At 71.2% G+C, this 16,075-nt stretch carries 22 protein-coding genes; 14 read left to right on the top strand and 8 right to left on the bottom strand.

Translation table 11 applies throughout. From position 1 onward, the window contains the following. Positions 1–3: 3 nt before the first annotated feature. The 8 genes from J2X46_RS06370 to J2X46_RS06405 all read left to right on the top strand — a co-directional run bounded on the left by J2X46_RS06370 (position 4) and on the right by J2X46_RS06405 (position 4,922). Positions 4–681, top strand: a complete 678-nt coding sequence (locus tag J2X46_RS06370; protein WP_310248216.1) for a hypothetical protein — start codon at positions 4–6, stop codon at positions 679–681. Further along, a complete protein-coding gene (locus tag J2X46_RS06375; protein ID WP_310248220.1) occupies positions 678–1,343 on the top strand; it encodes a DUF2306 domain-containing protein in 666 nt (221 codons plus the stop codon). The genes J2X46_RS06370 and J2X46_RS06375 overlap by 4 nt, the downstream gene beginning before the upstream one ends. Beyond that, positions 1,340–1,591 (top strand): hypothetical protein, encoded by a 252-nt coding sequence (locus J2X46_RS06380; RefSeq protein WP_310248222.1) that lies wholly within the window; start codon positions 1,340–1,342, stop codon positions 1,589–1,591. Before J2X46_RS06375 ends, J2X46_RS06380 begins: the two co-directional genes overlap by 4 nt. Beyond that, complete coding sequence (locus tag J2X46_RS06385) at positions 1,575–1,982, top strand: hypothetical protein (protein WP_310248225.1); 408 nt, start codon at positions 1,575–1,577, stop codon at positions 1,980–1,982. Before J2X46_RS06380 ends, J2X46_RS06385 begins: the two co-directional genes overlap by 17 nt. 53 nt (positions 1,983–2,035) lie before the next feature. Next, positions 2,036–2,524 carry a mycothiol transferase gene (locus tag J2X46_RS06390; protein ID WP_310248227.1) on the top strand — a complete coding sequence of 163 codons (489 nt, stop codon included), beginning with the start codon at positions 2,036–2,038 and terminating at the stop codon, positions 2,522–2,524. A gap of 4 nt (positions 2,525–2,528) precedes the next feature. Beyond that, positions 2,529–3,257 (top strand): MOSC domain-containing protein, encoded by a 729-nt coding sequence (locus J2X46_RS06395; RefSeq protein ID WP_310248230.1) that lies wholly within the window; start codon positions 2,529–2,531, stop codon positions 3,255–3,257. A gap of 205 nt (positions 3,258–3,462) precedes the next feature. After that, entirely contained in the window at positions 3,463–3,978 is a 516-nt protein-coding gene (locus tag J2X46_RS06400) for a SigE family RNA polymerase sigma factor (RefSeq protein WP_310248233.1), read from the top strand. Next, complete coding sequence (locus J2X46_RS06405; protein WP_310248236.1) at positions 3,975–4,922, top strand: hypothetical protein; 948 nt, start codon at positions 3,975–3,977, stop codon at positions 4,920–4,922. The genes J2X46_RS06400 and J2X46_RS06405 overlap by 4 nt, the downstream gene beginning before the upstream one ends. Here the strand turns inward: J2X46_RS06405 and J2X46_RS06410 are convergent. Continuing rightward, positions 4,916–5,305, bottom strand: coding sequence for a DUF2237 domain-containing protein (locus J2X46_RS06410; protein WP_310248239.1), 390 nt, complete (start codon positions 5,303–5,305; stop codon positions 4,916–4,918). The genes J2X46_RS06405 and J2X46_RS06410 overlap by 7 nt on opposite strands. Positions 5,306–5,382: 77 nt before the next feature. Beyond that, positions 5,383–6,318: an acyl-ACP desaturase gene (locus J2X46_RS06415; RefSeq protein WP_310248241.1), complete on the bottom strand. Its 936-nt coding sequence runs from the start codon at positions 6,316–6,318 to the stop codon at positions 5,383–5,385. Positions 6,319–6,511: 193 nt separating this feature from the next. Here J2X46_RS06415 and J2X46_RS06420 point away from each other — a divergent pair, with 193 nt between their 5' ends. From J2X46_RS06420 to J2X46_RS06435, 4 genes are all read left to right on the top strand, one after another. Continuing rightward, on the top strand, positions 6,512–8,119 hold the full coding sequence (locus J2X46_RS06420) for a beta-1,3-glucanase family protein (protein WP_310248244.1): 1,608 nt from the start codon (positions 6,512–6,514) through the stop codon (positions 8,117–8,119). A 67-nt stretch (positions 8,120–8,186) separates the two neighbouring features. Beyond that, positions 8,187–9,305, top strand: coding sequence for a serine hydrolase domain-containing protein (locus tag J2X46_RS06425; RefSeq protein ID WP_310248246.1), 1,119 nt, complete (start codon positions 8,187–8,189; stop codon positions 9,303–9,305). Positions 9,306–9,548: 243 nt separating this feature from the next. Next, positions 9,549–10,772 (top strand): DUF222 domain-containing protein, encoded by a 1,224-nt coding sequence (locus J2X46_RS06430; protein WP_310248249.1) that lies wholly within the window; start codon positions 9,549–9,551, stop codon positions 10,770–10,772. Positions 10,773–10,821: 49 nt separating this feature from the next. Continuing rightward, positions 10,822–11,313, top strand: coding sequence for a hypothetical protein (locus J2X46_RS06435; RefSeq protein ID WP_310248251.1), 492 nt, complete (start codon positions 10,822–10,824; stop codon positions 11,311–11,313). Positions 11,314–11,316: 3 nt separating this feature from the next. On the opposite strand, the gene J2X46_RS06440 is transcribed toward J2X46_RS06435, so the two are convergent. Genes J2X46_RS06440 through J2X46_RS06460 form a run of 5 tightly spaced genes read right to left on the bottom strand, consistent with a single transcriptional unit; the run spans position 11,317 to position 13,898 of the window. Beyond that, on the bottom strand, positions 11,317–11,631 hold the full coding sequence (locus J2X46_RS06440; protein WP_310248253.1) for a hypothetical protein: 315 nt from the start codon (positions 11,629–11,631) through the stop codon (positions 11,317–11,319). 11 nt (positions 11,632–11,642) lie between these two features. Next, positions 11,643–11,993: a hypothetical protein gene (locus J2X46_RS06445; protein ID WP_310248257.1), complete on the bottom strand. Its 351-nt coding sequence runs from the start codon at positions 11,991–11,993 to the stop codon at positions 11,643–11,645. After that, positions 11,990–13,288 carry a hypothetical protein gene (locus J2X46_RS06450; RefSeq protein WP_310248259.1) on the bottom strand — a complete coding sequence of 433 codons (1,299 nt, stop codon included), beginning with the start codon at positions 13,286–13,288 and terminating at the stop codon, positions 11,990–11,992. The genes J2X46_RS06445 and J2X46_RS06450 overlap by 4 nt, the downstream gene beginning before the upstream one ends. Beyond that, positions 13,285–13,584: a WXG100 family type VII secretion target gene (locus tag J2X46_RS06455; protein ID WP_310248260.1), complete on the bottom strand. Its 300-nt coding sequence runs from the start codon at positions 13,582–13,584 to the stop codon at positions 13,285–13,287. The genes J2X46_RS06450 and J2X46_RS06455 overlap by 4 nt, the downstream gene beginning before the upstream one ends. Next, entirely contained in the window at positions 13,581–13,898 is a 318-nt protein-coding gene (locus J2X46_RS06460; RefSeq protein WP_310248261.1) for a hypothetical protein, read from the bottom strand. The genes J2X46_RS06455 and J2X46_RS06460 overlap by 4 nt, the downstream gene beginning before the upstream one ends. Before the next feature lie 94 nt (positions 13,899–13,992). Between J2X46_RS06460 and J2X46_RS06465 the strand changes: the two genes are divergently transcribed. Next, positions 13,993–14,415: a hypothetical protein gene (locus tag J2X46_RS06465; RefSeq protein WP_310248264.1), complete on the top strand. Its 423-nt coding sequence runs from the start codon at positions 13,993–13,995 to the stop codon at positions 14,413–14,415. Positions 14,416–14,495: 80 nt separating this feature from the next. On the opposite strand, the gene J2X46_RS06470 is transcribed toward J2X46_RS06465, so the two are convergent. Then, positions 14,496–15,146, bottom strand: coding sequence for a TetR/AcrR family transcriptional regulator (locus J2X46_RS06470; RefSeq protein WP_310248266.1), 651 nt, complete (start codon positions 15,144–15,146; stop codon positions 14,496–14,498). A 121-nt stretch (positions 15,147–15,267) separates the two neighbouring features. On the opposite strand from J2X46_RS06470, the gene J2X46_RS06475 reads away from it, so the two are divergent. After that, entirely contained in the window at positions 15,268–16,059 is a 792-nt protein-coding gene (locus J2X46_RS06475) for an SDR family oxidoreductase (protein WP_310248268.1), read from the top strand. Positions 16,060–16,075 lie beyond the last annotated feature (16 nt).

Raw genomic sequence — 16,075 nt, forward strand, 5'->3', positions numbered from 1 at the left:
ACCATGAACGTCACCAGCACCGGCCTCCTCAGGGCCGCGGGCGTCGCCGCCGCGGTCGCCGGGAGCATCTTCGTCGCCGTCCAGGTCAACCACCCGGCCGAGGCCGCGTTCGACACCGACACCACCGAGTGGGTGGTGCGCTGCTGCGCCAAGGCCGTGATGGCCGCCCTCGCGCTCGCGGGCATCGCCGGGATGTACCTGCGCCAGCACCGGCGGGCCGGCGTTCTGGGTCTGGTCGGCTACGTCCTCTTCTCGCTCGGCTACCTCACGCTGTTCAGCGTGGAGGTCATCGCGGCCGCGGTGCTGCCGACGCTGCTCGACACCGACCACGGCTACGTCATGGAAGTGGTGACCGCGGCCGGAGGCGGCACAGCCGCTGGGGACATCGGCGGCATGCAGGTGGTGCTCAACCTCGCCGGCGCGGGCTACATGCTCGGCGGCCTCGTCTTCGGCGTCGCGCTCTTCCGCACCGCGATCCTGCCTCGCTGGGCCTCGGCGCTGCTCGCAGTCAGCACGGTGGGCACGGCGGCCCTCGCCTTCCTGCCGCACGCCTTCAACCGTCCGTTCGCGGTCCCCGAGGGCATCGCGCTCATCGCGCTCGGCATCGCGCTCTGGCGCAACCCCGCCGACTCCCCGGCGGGCGAGCCGGCCGGCGCGGTCCTCGAGCCCGCGGTCCGATGACCCGCCGCGCCGACCGGCTGCTCCCGGTCGTCCTGCTCGCCCTCTGCTTCGTCCCGGTGCTGTCGGGAACCCTCCGGCTGGTGCAGCTGGCCGGAGGGCCGGAGATCATGCCGGCGGACGACCGGTTCCTCGACTGGCCGATGGCCCTGGTCGTCCACATCGTCGGATCGGCGGTCTTCGCCGTGGGCTGCGTCTTCCAGCTCGTCCCGACGATCCGGCGTCGCCACCCGGACTGGCACCGCCGCGCGGGACGGGTGCTCGCGGTGGCAGGGCTGATGGTCGCCGGCTCCGCGCTCTGGCTCACCCTGTTCTACGACCCCCAGCCGGGCACGGGTCCTCTCCTCCTCGTCCTGCGCCTGGTCGTCGCACCGGCGATGGCCGGTTGCCTCGTCGTCGGCGTCGCCGCCGCACGGCGCCGTGACTTCCGGGCCCACCGGGCCTGGATGATCCGGGGGTACGCACTCGCGCTCGGCGCCGGCACGCAGGTCTTCACGCTCGGGTTCGGCGAGGCCGTCCTCGGCCACGGGGAGCTCCGCGGGGACCTCCTCAGGGTGGCCGCCTGGGTGATCAACCTGGCGGTGGCCGAGTGGGCGATCCGGCGCCCGGCCCGGCGTCGTACGTCACGGGCGCGACGGGTTCCGGCGGAGGTCGTGTCGCCATGACCGGCCCGGCGGCGTACGAGATCCGGGTCGCGGGCCACCTCGACGACCACTGGTGCGACCGGCTCGGCGGGCTGGTGCTCACGCGCAACGCCGACGGCACCACCACCCTCACCGGTCGGCTCGCCGACCAGTCCGAGCTCCACGGCGTGCTCTCGGGGTTGCGCGACATCGGGGCCACCCTGCTCTCCCTCGAGTCCGCCGTCATGCCCATCGACGATGAAGGAGAAGACCATGTCCCTGCTTGCTGAGGCGGCACCCGTCGCCACTGACCTGTCGCCGCTGCGGATCCACGCGATGCGTGGTGGCTACCTGCTGATGGCCATCGGGCTCGCAGTCGTGAAGTGGCCGCTGGTGCCCGACGCGCGGGCCCTCCCGCTGTACGACGGGGTCACCCTCTGCCTGCTGACGGCGATGTCGCTGCTGGCCCTCCTCGGGGCGTGGCGTCCGATCAGGATGCTGCCGTTGCTGGTCTTCGAAGTGCTCTGGAAGGCGTTGTGGCTCTCGCTCGTGGCGCTTCCGCGAGCGATGTCCGACGATCTGGGTCCCGCCTACGTCGAGGTGGCGATCAGCTGCTCGCTGGTCGTGGTGATCGGAGCGGTCGTGCCCTGGAGGTACGTGTGGCGGACGTTCGTGCGGTGAGCACACCCGCGCGGGCGGTTGTGGCAGCACGAGCGCTGGTTACGTTGGGCAGCATGGACGTTCGCGGACTGTTGACCGAGGGCTTCGGCCGGATCACGGAGCTGTACGACGGCCTCGCTGAGGGGCTCGACGACGAGAGCCTGCACCACCGCCCGGGCGGCACCGGCAACCCGATCGGCTGGCTGCTCTGGCACCTGGCTCGGGTGCAGGACCACCACGTCGCCGGCCTCGCCGACTCGGCCCAGGTGTGGGAGAGGTTCGGGCTGCCCAACGACACCGACGACATCGGCTTCGGCCACACCAGCGAGCAGGTCGACGCGGTGCGGATCACCGATCCGGCGCTGCTGGTCGAGTACCACCACGAGGTCACCCTCGCGACGGCTCGCTACCTCGAGACCGTCGACGAGAAGGAGCTCGAGCGGGAGGTCGACCAGCGCTGGGACCCGCCCGTCACCGCTGGTGTGCGCCTCGTCAGCATCCAGGGCGACTGCCTCCAGCACCTCGGGCAGGCGGCGTACGTCAAGGGGCTGCTGCGACACTGACCGTGTGCCCGACCTCGTCGTCCGATCCGCCGGCTTCTCGCCGGTGAAGGGGATGCGCCACCTGGCGCTCCCGTCGATCGAGCTCGACGAGGTCGGGCCCGTCGGCGACCGGGTCTGGTGCATGGTCGACGTCGCGGCGCAGCGGGTGCTGCGCACGGTGCAGCACCCCACGCTGGTCGGCGTCGTCGCGCAGGTGGAGGGCGGGGAGCTCTCGATGACGCTCCCGTCGGGGGAGTCGGTCGCCGCGGCCGCTCATCCCTCGGGGGAGACGATCACCTGCGACTACTGGGGCCGCGAGGTCGACCTCGCGCTGACCGACGGGCCGCACGCCGGGCTGGTCTCCGACTTCCTGGGCAAGGCCGTACGACTCGCTGCCGCGCCGCGCGGTGGCGTGGTCTTCGCCTCGCCGATCACGATCGTCGGGGCCGCCTCTCTGGCAGCGATCGACGCTGAGGCCGCGCGCTTCCGCGCGACGTTGGTCGTCGAGACCGACGACCCGTGGGTCGAGGACACCTGGCTCGGTACGTCGTTCGGCATCGGTGACGCCGAGGTCAGGATCGGCGGCCCGGTCCCGCGCTGCGCGGTCATCGACCACCACCCCGAGACCGGGGTGAAGGACCGCCGACTGCTCAAGGAGCTCGCGCGGACCCGGCCCACGAACAAGGCCGGCGAGCCGATGTTCGGGGTCTACGCCGAGGTCGTGACCCCCGGAGTCGTGCGCGCTGGCGCCTGATGCCGTGCACCGTGCAGGCAGTTCGTCGCCCGCACGGCTCGGGCCACGCTCGACGCGGACCGGCCCGACGCGAACTGCCTGCACGGTGTCCTGGCCGAGTGCTGAGGTCTAGCCTCGAACCGACGGCGATGCGCCCCGGGCAACCAATCGCCGCACCCAGCCGGTCCTGTGTGGCATGGACCCGAGTGGTGAGGAGGCCGTTGCCATGGTGCGACCGACGGCGATCCATGCCGGTGCGACGGACCGCGTGGCCGAGTTCGAGGACTTCGTCGCGAGCCGGGCGACGCGCCTGCTGACGACGGCGTACCTGCTCACGCACGACCACGGTCGCGCGGAGGACCTGTTGCAGACCTCGCTCGCCAAGCTCTGGCTGGCGTGGTCGCGGGTCGACGAGCCGGACGCCTATGTGCGCAAGGTGATGGTGACGACGTACGCCTCGTGGTGGCGGCGCAAGTGGCGCGGCGAGAAGCCGAGCGACGCGGTGCCCGAGACGAGCGCGAGCCAGCCGACGCGCGACCCGGACATGTGGTCGGCGCTGGCGCGACTGCCGCGCGGACAGCGGGCCGTGCTGGTCCTCCGGTTCTACGAGGACCTCACCGAGGCGGAGACCGCGCGCGTCCTGGACTGCAGTGTCGGCACCGTGAAGAGCCAGAGCGCGAAGGGACTGGCGAAGCTGCGGATCGACGCGGCGCTGGTCGACGAGGGGAGGGCGACGCGATGAACGTCGAGGAGATGCTCCGCCAGACCATGGTCGACCGGGCCGACGACGTGGCCGGCAGCCCGACGATCGGCCGGGCCGGACGGGCCCGCGAGCAGGCGCGCTCGATGCGCCGTCGGCAGTACGCCGCGACCGCCGTCGCCGCGCTCGCAGTGACCGCCGCCGGCATCGGGGCCAGCGGGCTGCTGGGGGGCAACCCGCCGCCCGAGCCCGCCCCCGAGCCCACCCGCGTCATCGACGTCGCGCCGAGCTTCGCCGGCCGCACGCTGATCACCTCCGGCGAGACCCACGACGGCGAGCCGCTGTTCCTCACCGTCGATGCACCGTCGGGGTCAGAGTGGATGGTGACCTGCGCAGGCCTCGGCCCCGAGTACGTCGTCCACCGCGCCGTCGACGACCAGTTCGAGGAGACGGCTCCCTGCGGACCGCTCGAGGTGCTGGGCGAGTCGATGAGCTTCCGGTGGTCGAGCGCCGAGCCCGTCGGCAACGACGTCGAGCTGGCCGTCTGGATCACGCTGGGCGGCGAGGCCGTGCAGCCGGAAGGCGCCATCCTGGCCGCGGCGGTCTACGAGATGCCCCCGGCGGTCACCATGCTCGCCGGGACGGATGTCGCCCCGCTCGAGGTCTCGCTCGGCCAGGAGTGGGCGTACCTCGACTCCGTCGAGTCCGAGCCGGGGGAGCGCAGGCTGACCGTGACCTTCCCCGCCTTCGACGAGGAGGTGCTCCTCGAGCTGGTCACCGACCCCGTCGGTGCGAGCGCGGACGTCGAGCTGCTGGTCGACGGGGTGGCGACGGCGTCGCCGCGGACCTTCCCGCTCGGCGGCAGCAGCACGGGCGACCGGCTCAATGCTCTCGAAGCCCACACGGTCACGCTGCGGATCGTCGGCGACGTACCTCCCGACGCCCGGCTCGGGATCGTGCGGCGCAGGCTGGCCGACGGTCAGTGATCCAGGGCGCTGAGGTCGGGCGGCACGTCGACGGAGAGTGCCTGCAGCACCTCGAGAGGTACGACGTCCAGCGCGCGCTCCGACGTGGCGGCCAGCACGACCGGGGCCGCCACACCGGCGTCGTACGCCTGGAGCCAGCGAGCCGCGACGACGCACCAGCGGTCGCCGGGCACGAGCCCGGGGAAGGCGAACTCCGGTCGGGGCGTGGAGAGGTCGTTGCCCACCGAGCGCTGGTGGGCGAGGAACTCCTCGGTCATCACCGCGCAGATCGCGTGGAGGCCAACGTCCAGGCCGACCGTGCAGGTGCCGTCGCGGTAGTAGCCGGTGACCGGGTCGGTGCCGCACGGCTCCAGCTCTCCGCCCAGGACGTTGCGCTCGGTCATGGGTCGATCATGCCTTGATCGCGAGGGGTTTCGAGGCTCGCTGCGCTCGCACCTCAACCGGCACGGGTGGCCGCACCTCAACCGGCGGAGCGGGCGGCCTTCTTGGCCTCGGCCTCCGCGCGGCGCTCGACGAAGCGGGCGGCCTCGGTGTCGAGGGCGGAGACGGCGGCGGCGAGCTCGTCGCGCGCCTTCTCGCCGTCCTCGTCGAGGCCCTCGAGCTCCCAGACCCCCCACTGGCGGAGCAGGGGAGTGACGATGTCGTCGTGGTGGATGCGCAGGTCGTAGATGCCGGCCTTCGCCATCGTGACCGCCTTGCGCGAGAAGCCGGGGATCACGTTGCCGGGCATCTGGAAGCCGATGACCTCCTCCGTGATCGCGCGCATCGTCTGGCTCGGCGTGAGCTCGAGCGCCGCGGCCACGAGGTTGCGGTAGAAGATCATGTGGAGGTTCTCGTCCTTGGCCACCCGGGTGAGCAGCTTCTCCGCGATCGGCTCGTTGGTGTAGCGGCCGGTGTTGCGGTGGGAGATGCGGGTCGCGAGCTCCTGGAACGAGACGTAGGCGCAGACGTTGAGCAGTGACTTGTCGAGCGACTCGTAGCCGATCTCCATCGTCTCCATCCGCGCCCGCTCGAGCTCATCGGGGTCGACGCCGCGCGTGACGAGGAGGTAGTCGCGGATGCAGAACGCGTGCCGGCCCTCCTCGGCGGTCCACCGGTTGACCCACGTGCCCCACGCGCTGTCGCGGCCGAAGGCGCGGTCGATCTCGCGGTGGTAGCTCGGCAGGTTGTCCTCGGTGAGCAGGTTGACCTCGAGCGCGGTGCGCGCGATCGGCGAGAGCTGCGACTGCTCCACCGACCACGGCTCGCCACCGAGGTCCTTGAAGTCGCGACCCAGGCTCCACGGGACGTACTCGTGCGGCATCCACTCGTCGGCGAGGCCGAGGTGGCGGTTGAGGTTCTCCTCCACCACCGGCTCGAGCTCGGTCAGCAGCTGTTCGGTGGCGAGAGCGGCCATGGATCGATCTCCTCGAGTGGACGTGTCCTCGCGCCCATGCCTACACCCGCGGCGGCCCGTTCGACCAGAGCAGACCACTGCCGGAAGTGGTCCGCAGACCAGTGGTCCGGCCCCCGATGGCCACTCTTGACAAGGAGTGGAAGCGCTCTCATAACGTGACCGCCGTCACACTCTCTCGGGAAGAAGGTCCACCATGCGCATCCGTCGCGCGCTCGTCGCACTGGCCGCCCTCGCGGCCTCGCTCTCACTCGCCAGTCCGGCCACACCGGCCTCCGCGATCGGTCCCGATCGCCTGCCCTTCAACATCGTCAACCAGTCCCAGCGCGGCGAGGACGTCTACCTCTACGTCGTCGGCGTCAACCTCGCGACCGGTCGCCTGGGGTACGTCAACCAGGCCGGCACCTTCACCCCGTGGCCTGCGGGCAGCAACCCGCCGAGCCCCGCGCCCGACGTCTCGATCCGGATGGGCGGCACCGGCTCGAGCACCACGGTCAACGTGCCGCGCGGCTTCTCCGGCCGGCTCTACATGTCCTTCGGCGAGCGGCTGCCCTTCCGGCTGACGCCCGACGGCCTCGTGCAGCCCGCTCCCTGGGCGCCCGGCGACCCGAGCGAGAACATCCTCTTCGACTGGAGCGAGTTCACCTACAACGACGCCGGGCTCTGGCTGAACAGCTCGCAGGTCGACATGTTCGCCGTGCCGCACGCCGTCTCGGTGACGGGCTCCGACAACGTGACGCGGACGACCGGCCGGCTGGTCGACGACGGCCGCAACAAGGTCATCAACGGCGTACGGAACCAGGCGGGGTGGGCGGGACTCGTCCGCACCCGCGCCGACGGCACGGTGCTGCGCGTGCTCTCGCCGGGAAAGGCGGCGGACGCCGGCTACTTCGACCGCACCTACCTCGACCCCTACATCGCCAGCGCGTGGAACGCCTACGCCTCCAAGACGCTGACGGTCGTGCCGTTCGGTGACCGGCCCGACGTGCGCTACTTCGGGCGTACGTCCGGGACGACGATGAACTTCACGAACAGCGCCGGCCAGCAGGTCGCGTCGTTCCAGCGCCCGAGCACCGGCAACGTCTGGGGTTGCGACGGTGCCCTCGGTGCACCCAACGACCAGGTCGTCGGGCCGATCGCCCGCACGCTCTGCGCGGCACTGCACCGCTCCACCCTCGGCCGGCTCGACACCCAGCCGAGCGGCACGGCGGCGGACTTCTACCAGGGCTCGATCACCAACCACTACTCGCGGCTGGTGCACCAGAACATGGTCGACGGCCGGGCCTACGGCTTCGCCTTCGACGACGTCCAGGCACAGGAGTCGCTGGTCTACAGCGGCGACCCGCGCTCGGCCGGGATCACGCTGACGCCGTTCGGTCCGGGCGGCTCGACGAACCCGCCGACCAACCCGCCCGCTACCACGGGCAACACGCTGATCAGCCAGCTCAACAGCAAGTGCATCGACGTACCCAACTGGAACTTCGCCGACGGCCAGCGGCTGATCATGTGGGACTGCCACGGCGGCACGAACCAGCGCTGGGAGCGGGTCAACGGGACGCTGCGCACCCAGAACGGGATGTGCATGGACGTCGCGGGCGGCGCGACCGGTGACGGTACGCCGATCCAGATCGCGCGCTGCAGCGGCAACCCCGCCCAGCAGTTCGTGCTCAGCGGCGCCGGCGACCTGGTGAACCCGCAGGCCAACAAGTGCGTGGACATCACGGACGTCAACGCGGCCAACGGGGCCGCGCTGCAGCTCTGGACCTGCGCAGGGACCGCCAACCAGAAGTGGCGCCTGGGCTGAGGGCGGCCGGGGGAGGCGGGTTCGGGGTCGCCTCCCCCTGTCGGCGCTCGTGGCTAGGTTGGTCGGCATGGACCTGCGCGGAGCGCTGTCGCCGTACGTCGACTCGGGTGAGATCCCGGGCGTGGTCGCGCTCGTCGCGCGGGGCGACGAGGTGGTCGTCGAGGCGCTCGGGGTGCAGGGGTCGGACGGCACTCCGATGGCGCGCGACTCGATCTTCCGCGGTGCCTCGATCACCAAGCCGCTGACCGCGGCGCTGGTGATGGTGCTGGTCGAGGAGGGGCTGCTCTCCCTCGATGCGCCGGTGTCCGAGCTGCTGCCGGAGCTGGCGTCGCCGCGGGTCCTGCGCACGCTCTGGAGCCCTCTGGACGACACGGTCCCCTGTGCGCGTCCGATCACCGCGCGTCACCTGCTGACGTCGACCGCCGGTCACGGGTTCGCCACCTGGGAGTCGGCCGTCACCCCACTGCTGATGTCGGAGCTCGGCCAGGCGTCCGACGACATCCACGAGGTGCCGCCGCCCGACGAGTGGATGCGCCGGCTCTCGGAGATCCCGCTCATGCACCAGCCGGGGGAGGGCTGGACCTACAACGCGGCCTACGACGTGCTCGCCGTGCTGGTCGCGCGCGCGGCCGGTCAGCCGTTCGGGGACGTGATGGCGCAACGGTTGCTCGAGCCGCTGGGCATGGTCGACAGCGGCTTCCACGTGCCTGCCTCCGCTCTGGATCGGTTCACCACGCTCTACGGCGGGGGTGAGGGTGGACTCGAGGTCCGCGACGAGCCCGACGGGGTGTTCGCCCGGCCGCCCGCCTTCGCATCGGGCTCCGGTGGTCTGGTCACCACCGTCGACGACTGGCTCGCCTTCGGACGAATGCTGCTGGCAGACGGGGGCTCGCTCCTCACTCCGGCCTCGGTGCGGCTGATGACCTCCGACCAGATCACTGCGCAGCACCGCGAGATGGGCGGGTTCTTCCTCGACGGCCAGGGCTGGGGCTTCGGCGGCGGCGTCGACACCGAGCTCATCGATCCGTGGAACGAGATCGGCCGCTACGGCTGGGTGGGCGGCACCGGCACCTCGGCGTACATCTACCCCGCCTCGGGCCCGGTCGCCGTCCTCCTGACGCAGGTCGAGCTGGGCGCTCCTGGCATCGAGGACCTGCTGAAGACGTTCTGGACGGCTGTGCTCTAGGCCTTGTGCGCTGTATTCGAACAGGTGTACGATGGACGGAGCACGCCGATCCGGAACGGTTCCATCGTCTGAGGTGACGAGGATCCCGGGATCGGGACAGTCACCCATAGAACCCGTCCTGGTGCTGGCGGGATGCCTGACAGCTCACAAGGTGACGACCTGGCAACGGTGCCACCAGTCATGCCTCACCGCTCCGCCCCGGATCCTGGGCGTTGTCCGTGAACGCGTGCGAGGAGGTGGCGAGTGCATCCGATCATCGAGTGTGCCGCCGACCTCAGCGCCGTAGTGAAGCAGGTGTCGGGCGTCGAGCCGTCGTTCATGTCGACGTCCGAGAAGGAGGCCGCGCTGGTCGCCCTCGCTGCAGCGCGGTCCGAGCTCGACGCGCTCTTCGTCCGCGTGCTGGCGTCCGCGGACGACATCGCCGTCGCCCATGGCCTGCGCGACGCGGCTGCGTGGCTGGCGGTCGAGACCCGGGCGACGCACCGCGAGGCGCGGCGCGACCTCGCCCTGGGGCGGGGCCTCGAGGCTCATCCTGCGGTGGACCACGACCTCGCGGCCGGACGGGTGCGCACCGAGCAGGCAAGAGTGGTGGTCGAGGCGGTCGATGCGCTGCCGGCGACCGTCTCCATCGAGACCCGGGCGGATGCCGAGCACGCGCTGCTCGACCTCGCGAGGCAGCACGACGCCCGGGACCTGCGTCAGATCGGCAAGCGCATCCTCGACGTGGTCGCGCCCGAGATCGGGGAGTCGCACGAGGCGGCCGTGCTGGCCGCCGAGGAGTCGCGCGCGGACGCGGCTGTGGAGCTCACGTTGATCGACGACGGCGAGGGGCGCTGCCACGGACGCTTCATCGTTCCCTCGCACGTGGGCGCGATGCTCAAGCGCCACCTGCTCGCCCTGGCCAACCCGGCCCGGCACGCCGAGGACGAGCTGCGCGACGTGTCCGGCGAGCTGAAGCCGCTGCGCCGTCGCTTGGGCGAGGCATTCATCGAGTACGTCGAGCGCTACCCGACCGACAGGGCGCCGCAGACCGCGGGCGTCAACGCCACCGTGATGGTGACGCTGACGCTCGACCAATTGCTCGCCGAGCACGCCACCGCCCTTCTTGATGACGGCACTCGCATGAGTGCGGGCCAAGCTCGCCGGCTGGCGTGCGAAGCAGGGATCGTCCCGGTCGTCCTGGGCACTCAGTCCCAGCCCCTCGACCTCGGCCGCGCCGCCCGGCTCTTCACCAAGGCGCAGCGTCTCGCGCTCGGCCTCCGCGACGGCGGCTGCACTGCCCGCGGGTGCGAGACCTCCGCGTCGGGGTGCCACGCCCACCACGACGACCCGTGGTCCCGCGGTGGCCTCACCGACCTCACCAACGGCCGGCTGCTGTGCCCGCGCCACCACCGGCTCGCTCACGACTCCCGTTACGCGATGACCGTCCACGCCGACAACAAGGTCACCTTCGCCAGGCGCACGTAGGCCGATGCGGGTTGTCCACAGATTGGTCCGGCCCGGTTAGTCGCGCTGGGTGCGCGGGCACCTCATCGGTATGAACGACTTCACCGGCAGCGTCCGGATCCGCCCCGCGCTCAACGAGGCCGAGCGCGCGTACCTCTACGCCGTCGCCGACTCGGGCCGGACCCTGCGCGGTACGACGACCGGCCGGGGTGACAAGGACGTGCCGTTCGCGTACCTCGCGTGGGAGGTGTGCCGTGGCGGCTGCTGCCTCACCTGGGATGCAAGCGAGCGGGCGGCCATGATGCTGCCCTCGTTGCGGTTCCTGGTCGACCACCTGTTCCGGGCCGGCGCCAAGGGCGAGGGCAGCCAGCTGCTCGAGGGCTTCACCTTCGACCACGTCCTCGACGGTGTCGTGTCCGGCGACGGTCGGGTGGTGGAGGTCGACGCCAACCGGGTCTCCGAGCGGGAGCTCACCCAGTCGTGCGCGGCCCCGAAGCCGACGCCGGGACGGGCGCGGAAGCTCCCGGCGAACGTGATCCAGCTCCGGCCGCGCCGCGCATGAGGGTCAGTCGACGGTGCCGTCGACGAGCACCAGGATCGGTGCATCGCTCTGCGCCGTGGAGTCGAGGATGAAGTCGAGCTCGGTGTCCGGCTCTGCTCGCTGCGCCAGCTCCGGCTGCATGCCGGGCCAGGTGATCCAGCCCAGCCACGTGTCCGGGTGGCGCTCCTTGAAGACCGCGTAGGCCTCGTGGGCGCGGGCGACGATGAGGTCGTGCTCATCGGGACGACTGCCGATCTGTTGCCACCACGTGAACTCGTAGAGGCCAAGGATCGCCATTGCGTCGAACTCTTCCTCGACGTCCTCGATCAGCTGGGTCAACCAGCCCTCGGTCACAGCGTCGGACCCGGTGCGGGCGGCAGGTCGTCGGGGTGCACCAGCAGGAGGATCGGGGTGCTCCGATCCGACGTGGTCTCAGGGTCGAGGTCGACCTCGCCTTCCTCGGGCACAGGCCGTGCAGTCGCCACCAGGTCCGGCCAGGTGCCTCTTGCAAGGACAAGCTCGGGGTGCCTTGCGCGGAACAAGGTGTAGGCCTCGCGAGCCAACGAGGCAAAGGCCGGATCGCTGCGGTCCATGCCGAGCCCTGCAAGCGTCCAGCTCACCTCGTAGAGAGCGAGTGAGCGATCGAAGTCGAACTCTTCCTCGAGGTCGATCAGGAGTAGTTCGAGCATGTTGGCGTTCACAGGAGCGGGTTCCCTTCGAGGGGGATCTTGAATCTCTCGTAGTTCTGGGAGACGACAACATACGGGCCGTGGGTGAGCCGGTCCGGTCTGTTGCCCGCGTAGCCGTTCATGATCCGGATGCGTCGGTTGGAGATGTTTGGGTCTATGAATCGAAGCCCGTCGCCCGTGCGACTGGGTTCTACGCCCCAGTGGTCGAGCATCCGCCTCAGCTCGGCAGGGTTCATCCCGCGGAGGTCTTCCGGGTCGAAGAGCTCCGGGTCGTCGATGGTCCGCCGGACGCGGGTGTAGCGCGGACCCCACCAGCCGCCGGGATTGCGCATCGAGCCGCGCTCGTCGCGGACCGCGACCTTGGCGAAGCGGTCGAATCGTGCGCGCAGGCTGCGGAGAGCGTCACGGGCGGACCGTAGTCGCGCGGAGCCGGTGGCGATCGTGGCGCGCAGGCCGACCAGCAGCGCGTGGAAGCGGGGTGCCTGGGCACGGACTCGCGCAGCGGCCGCGGCCGCGGTTGCCGAGCCGCCAAGCCCGCCGGTCAGGCCGCCGACGACGGCCGAGATGACCGCGCCCTCGACGACCATCTTCGCGATCTCCGACAGCAGGACGCGGGTGCGGGCGTGGACGTCCTCGACAGCTGCGGCGTAGTCCTCGCACGCCATGCCGAGCGCCATCAGCTCGGCGGCGGTGTCGGCGACCAGCGTCCGCACCTCGACCAGACTGGCCAGTGCCGCCGGGATCTCGGGGGAGCGCTGGTGCTCGACCAGTCCTTCGGCGATGTCGACGTGGTCTGCCAGTGCGGCGACCGAGGCAGCTGCGCGGGTCCACGCGTGTGCGGCCTCGCGCAGCAGCTCGACGTCGGCGCCGGGCCACACGAAGCCCTCGACCTGGTCAAGGATCCAGCGATCGACGACGCCGAACGACGGCTCCTGGGCGCCGAGGCTGGAGGGCTGCGACGGGGGAGCGACCCGGACGAACGAGTCCGCCAGCGACGAGCCCGAGTAGGCCGCCACCCGTCCCGAGGCCTGCGCCTCCGCGGCCTCATGGTTGGCGCCCGTCGCGGACAGCAGCCGGCCGAGGCCGATGAAGGAGTGGGTCAGTCCGGCGAGCGAGGCGATGGCCTCGGCGGCCGCGGCGTCGTACGACCTCGCGAAGTCGGCGCTGGACGCGTCGTTGCCGGCCATGCCGCCGAAGCCGGCGAGCTTGCCGGACAGCGACTCGGTCAGCAGCGCGGCCGTCTGGTTGGCCGTGCGGCACGCGTCGGCCGCCGAGGCCAGGCCGCCACACTCGACGCTGATCCTCATGGCGCGACCTGCCGCCACAGCTCGACGTTGGTGGCGACGGCGCGCGAGTAGTGCGCGTCGGCCGCAGCCGCAATGCCGCGCAGGGCGGCGAGGGCAGTGACCATCTCCGCGCACTCGTCGCGCCAGGTGTCGTACGACGTCGACTGGGCGTCGCTCGCCCGCCCCGTCCAGTCAGCCTGCAAGCCGACCTGCGCCGACTCGACCTCGCCGGCCAGGGCGATCAGGTCGCGCTGGCAACCCGCCAACCCGGCCAGCGCCTCGCGGACCTCGTCGAGGTCGACCTCGTAGGTCGTCATCCCAGCCGCCCGGCGAGGTCAGCGCTGGCGCACGCCCGGGCCCGGTCGACGCCGACGACGTCGGCCCTGACCCGGTCGAGCGCCTCGATCCCGGCAGCGAGCTGCTCGGTGACGAGGAGGGCGCCGCGGTCCCACTCCTGCCAGTGGACGAGGAAGCGGTCGGCGGCCTCGCCGTGCCAGGTCTCCAGCACCAGCTCGACCGCGTCGCGCGCCGACCGGCGACGCGACTCCAGGTCCGAGAGCCGCGTGCGGAGGGACGAGGTCGACGCGGCGTGCGACGCGGGGTCGAGGGCGAGCGTTCCCGAGAAGATCATGGGTTCGATGCTCGGCCGCGCGAGGGTGTCGGCAACACCCGTCCGGAGCAATCTGTGGACAACCACGCGCAGACCGGACCTGTAGAAAGGACGCATGAGCAAGCTGATCCCGGCCGCGAAGAACGCCGGCAAGCTGGCCGCGAAGTACGGCCCGCAGGCCAAGGTCGCCTGGGACACCGCCGGCAAGGCAGCGGCCGAGCAGGTCAAGATCAGGAGCGCCCGTGCCGCCAACCGCCGTCGCGCGGTCGAGAAGGCCCGCACCGTCGTCGACGGCTCGGTGCTCCGCCAGCTCCACGGCGACCAGGTGATCTGGGTCGTCTACTCCGGCGACGAGCCGATCACGGCGTACCCCCTGCCCGACATCGAGCTCGACGAGCTCACCAGGCGGGCGAGGCTCTCGCAGCGGATGACCCCGGAGCAGTACGACGACACCCGGGCGCGCGCCCGAGCGAAGAAGGCGGCCGCCACCGTCCGCAGTCGCGGCAGGCGACCGACGGGCGGCAACGAGCTCGCCTGACGGGCACGAACCGCCCGGTCACCTGCCGTGACGGGCACGAAGCGCCCGCTCAGCGCCCAGGACGCGCACGAAGCGCCCGGTCAGCGGAGGAGGGTCGGCATCAGGGTGTCGACGCGGGCCGTGAGGACGTCGAGCACGGACTCCCGGTCGCCCTCGGGTCCGGTGGCCCAGGCCAGGAGGGTCTGGGCGAAGAGGCCGTCGAGCAGGCCGTAGGTGGTGGCCGGGTCGAGGGCGGGCTCGCGGCCGGCGAGGTCGGCGTACTTCGTGATGACGCGCCAGATCATCGCCTGGAGCTGGCCGTCGATCTCGAGGACGACCTCGCGGAGGGCGGGCTCGAACATCGACTGGTTGCGCAGGTCGTACCAGAGCTGGTGCATCGGGCCCTCCTCGCGGATGGTCTCCGCGAGCTTGGCGGCGAAGCCCGACTGCAGCTCCTCGGCCGTCGACGAGGTCGTCACGATCTCGTCGTAGCGGGTGACGCAGGTGGCCTTGTAGTAGCGCACGCAGTAGGTGATCAGCTCCTCCTTGTTGGAGAAGTAGTAGTGCACGACGCCGTGCGTGAAGGGCGAGCGCTGGGCGATCTCGCGCAGCGAGGACTTGGCGTAGCCGAGGTTGCCGAGGGTCACGAGCGCCGACTCGGCGAGCTGGTCGCGACGGTTGTCGTGGCGGCTCACGCGCGCGGCTGCCGCGGCCATCGGGTCGACGGCGGCGGGGGCGGGAGGAACGGCCATGGGCTGATCCTACGCACGCACCCCCCGTTTTTGACATTTGTCCAAAGGTTTTCTTGACAGTCGTAAAGGACGAGGGACAGTGTGATGCCCGTCACCCACGCCCCTGCAGAGGAGAACCTCGATGCCTGGAATCGACCTGACCGGCCGCGTCGCACTCGTGACGGGAGGTGCCCAGGGACTGGGCGAGGGGATGGCCAAGGCCCTCGCGGCAGCGGGGGCGCGCGTGATGATCGCCGACGTCAACGACGCCGGCGCCGACACCGCAGCGGCGCTCGGCGACGGGCACGGCTTCGTCCGCCTCGACGTGACCGACGAGGCCGGCTGGGAATCGGCCATCGCCGCCACCGTCGAGCAGCTCGGCGGCCTCGACGTGCTGGTCAACAATGCCGGCATCGAGATCAGCAGCCTCATCACCGAGGTGCAGCCCGACGACATCCGCAAGATGCTCGACGTCAACATCCTCGGCACCGCCCTCGGCCTCAAGCACGGCCTGCGCGCGATGCGACCCGACGGAGCCGCCGGCAAGGGCGGCTCGATCATCAACATCTCCTCGGTCGCCGCGACCATCGCCTTCCCCGCGATCTCCATCTACTCCGGCACCAAGTCGGCGGTCGACCGGATGACCCGCGTCGCGGCGATGGAATCCGGCAAGCTCGGCTACGGCGTGCGCGTCAACTGCATCTACCCCGGCCTCGTGCCCACCGCGATGGGCGCCGGGCTCGCCAACGACATGGCCGCGATCGGCTTGTACGGCAGTGCGGAGGAGGCCGTCGGCGCCGTCGTCGAGCTCACCCCCGCCGGCCGCCTCGGCGAGGTCGAGGACATGGCCGACGCCGTGGTCTTCCTCGCCTCCGACCAGTCCCGCTTCATCACCGGCATCGGCCTCCCGGTCGACGGCGGCATGGGCATGTGAGAGAGGAAGGCATCAG

The organism is Nocardioides sp. BE266 (genome assembly GCF_031457855.1).
Lineage (GTDB): Bacteria > Actinomycetota > Actinomycetes > Propionibacteriales > Nocardioidaceae > Nocardioides.

Excerpts from the sequence above, each read along its gene's own strand:
- J2X46_RS06390 (WP_310248227.1), top strand. The coding sequence starts at position 2,036 with ATGGACGTTCGCGGACTGTTGACCGAGGGCTTCGGCCGGATCACGGAG.
- J2X46_RS06410 (WP_310248239.1), bottom strand. The coding sequence starts at position 5,305 with ATGACCGAGCGCAACGTCCTGGGCGGAGAGCTGGAGCCGTGCGGCACC.
- J2X46_RS06400 (WP_310248233.1), top strand. The coding sequence starts at position 3,463 with ATGGTGCGACCGACGGCGATCCATGCCGGTGCGACGGACCGCGTGGCC.
- J2X46_RS06465 (WP_310248264.1), top strand. The coding sequence starts at position 13,993 with ATGAGCAAGCTGATCCCGGCCGCGAAGAACGCCGGCAAGCTGGCCGCG.
- J2X46_RS06460 (WP_310248261.1), bottom strand. The coding sequence starts at position 13,898 with ATGATCTTCTCGGGAACGCTCGCCCTCGACCCCGCGTCGCACGCCGCG.
- J2X46_RS06375 (WP_310248220.1), top strand. The coding sequence starts at position 678 with ATGACCCGCCGCGCCGACCGGCTGCTCCCGGTCGTCCTGCTCGCCCTC.
- J2X46_RS06385 (WP_310248225.1), top strand. The coding sequence starts at position 1,575 with ATGTCCCTGCTTGCTGAGGCGGCACCCGTCGCCACTGACCTGTCGCCG.
- J2X46_RS06380 (WP_310248222.1), top strand. The coding sequence starts at position 1,340 with ATGACCGGCCCGGCGGCGTACGAGATCCGGGTCGCGGGCCACCTCGAC.
- J2X46_RS06415 (WP_310248241.1), bottom strand. The coding sequence starts at position 6,318 with ATGGCCGCTCTCGCCACCGAACAGCTGCTGACCGAGCTCGAGCCGGTG.
- J2X46_RS06470 (WP_310248266.1), bottom strand. The coding sequence starts at position 15,146 with ATGGCCGTTCCTCCCGCCCCCGCCGCCGTCGACCCGATGGCCGCGGCA.
- J2X46_RS06450 (WP_310248259.1), bottom strand. The coding sequence starts at position 13,288 with ATGAGGATCAGCGTCGAGTGTGGCGGCCTGGCCTCGGCGGCCGACGCG.
- J2X46_RS06425 (WP_310248246.1), top strand. The coding sequence starts at position 8,187 with ATGGACCTGCGCGGAGCGCTGTCGCCGTACGTCGACTCGGGTGAGATC.
- J2X46_RS06455 (WP_310248260.1), bottom strand. The coding sequence starts at position 13,584 with ATGACGACCTACGAGGTCGACCTCGACGAGGTCCGCGAGGCGCTGGCC.
- J2X46_RS06405 (WP_310248236.1), top strand. The coding sequence starts at position 3,975 with ATGAACGTCGAGGAGATGCTCCGCCAGACCATGGTCGACCGGGCCGAC.
- J2X46_RS06420 (WP_310248244.1), top strand. The coding sequence starts at position 6,512 with ATGCGCATCCGTCGCGCGCTCGTCGCACTGGCCGCCCTCGCGGCCTCG.
- J2X46_RS06370 (WP_310248216.1), top strand. The coding sequence starts at position 4 with ATGAACGTCACCAGCACCGGCCTCCTCAGGGCCGCGGGCGTCGCCGCC.
- J2X46_RS06475 (WP_310248268.1), top strand. The coding sequence starts at position 15,268 with ATGCCTGGAATCGACCTGACCGGCCGCGTCGCACTCGTGACGGGAGGT.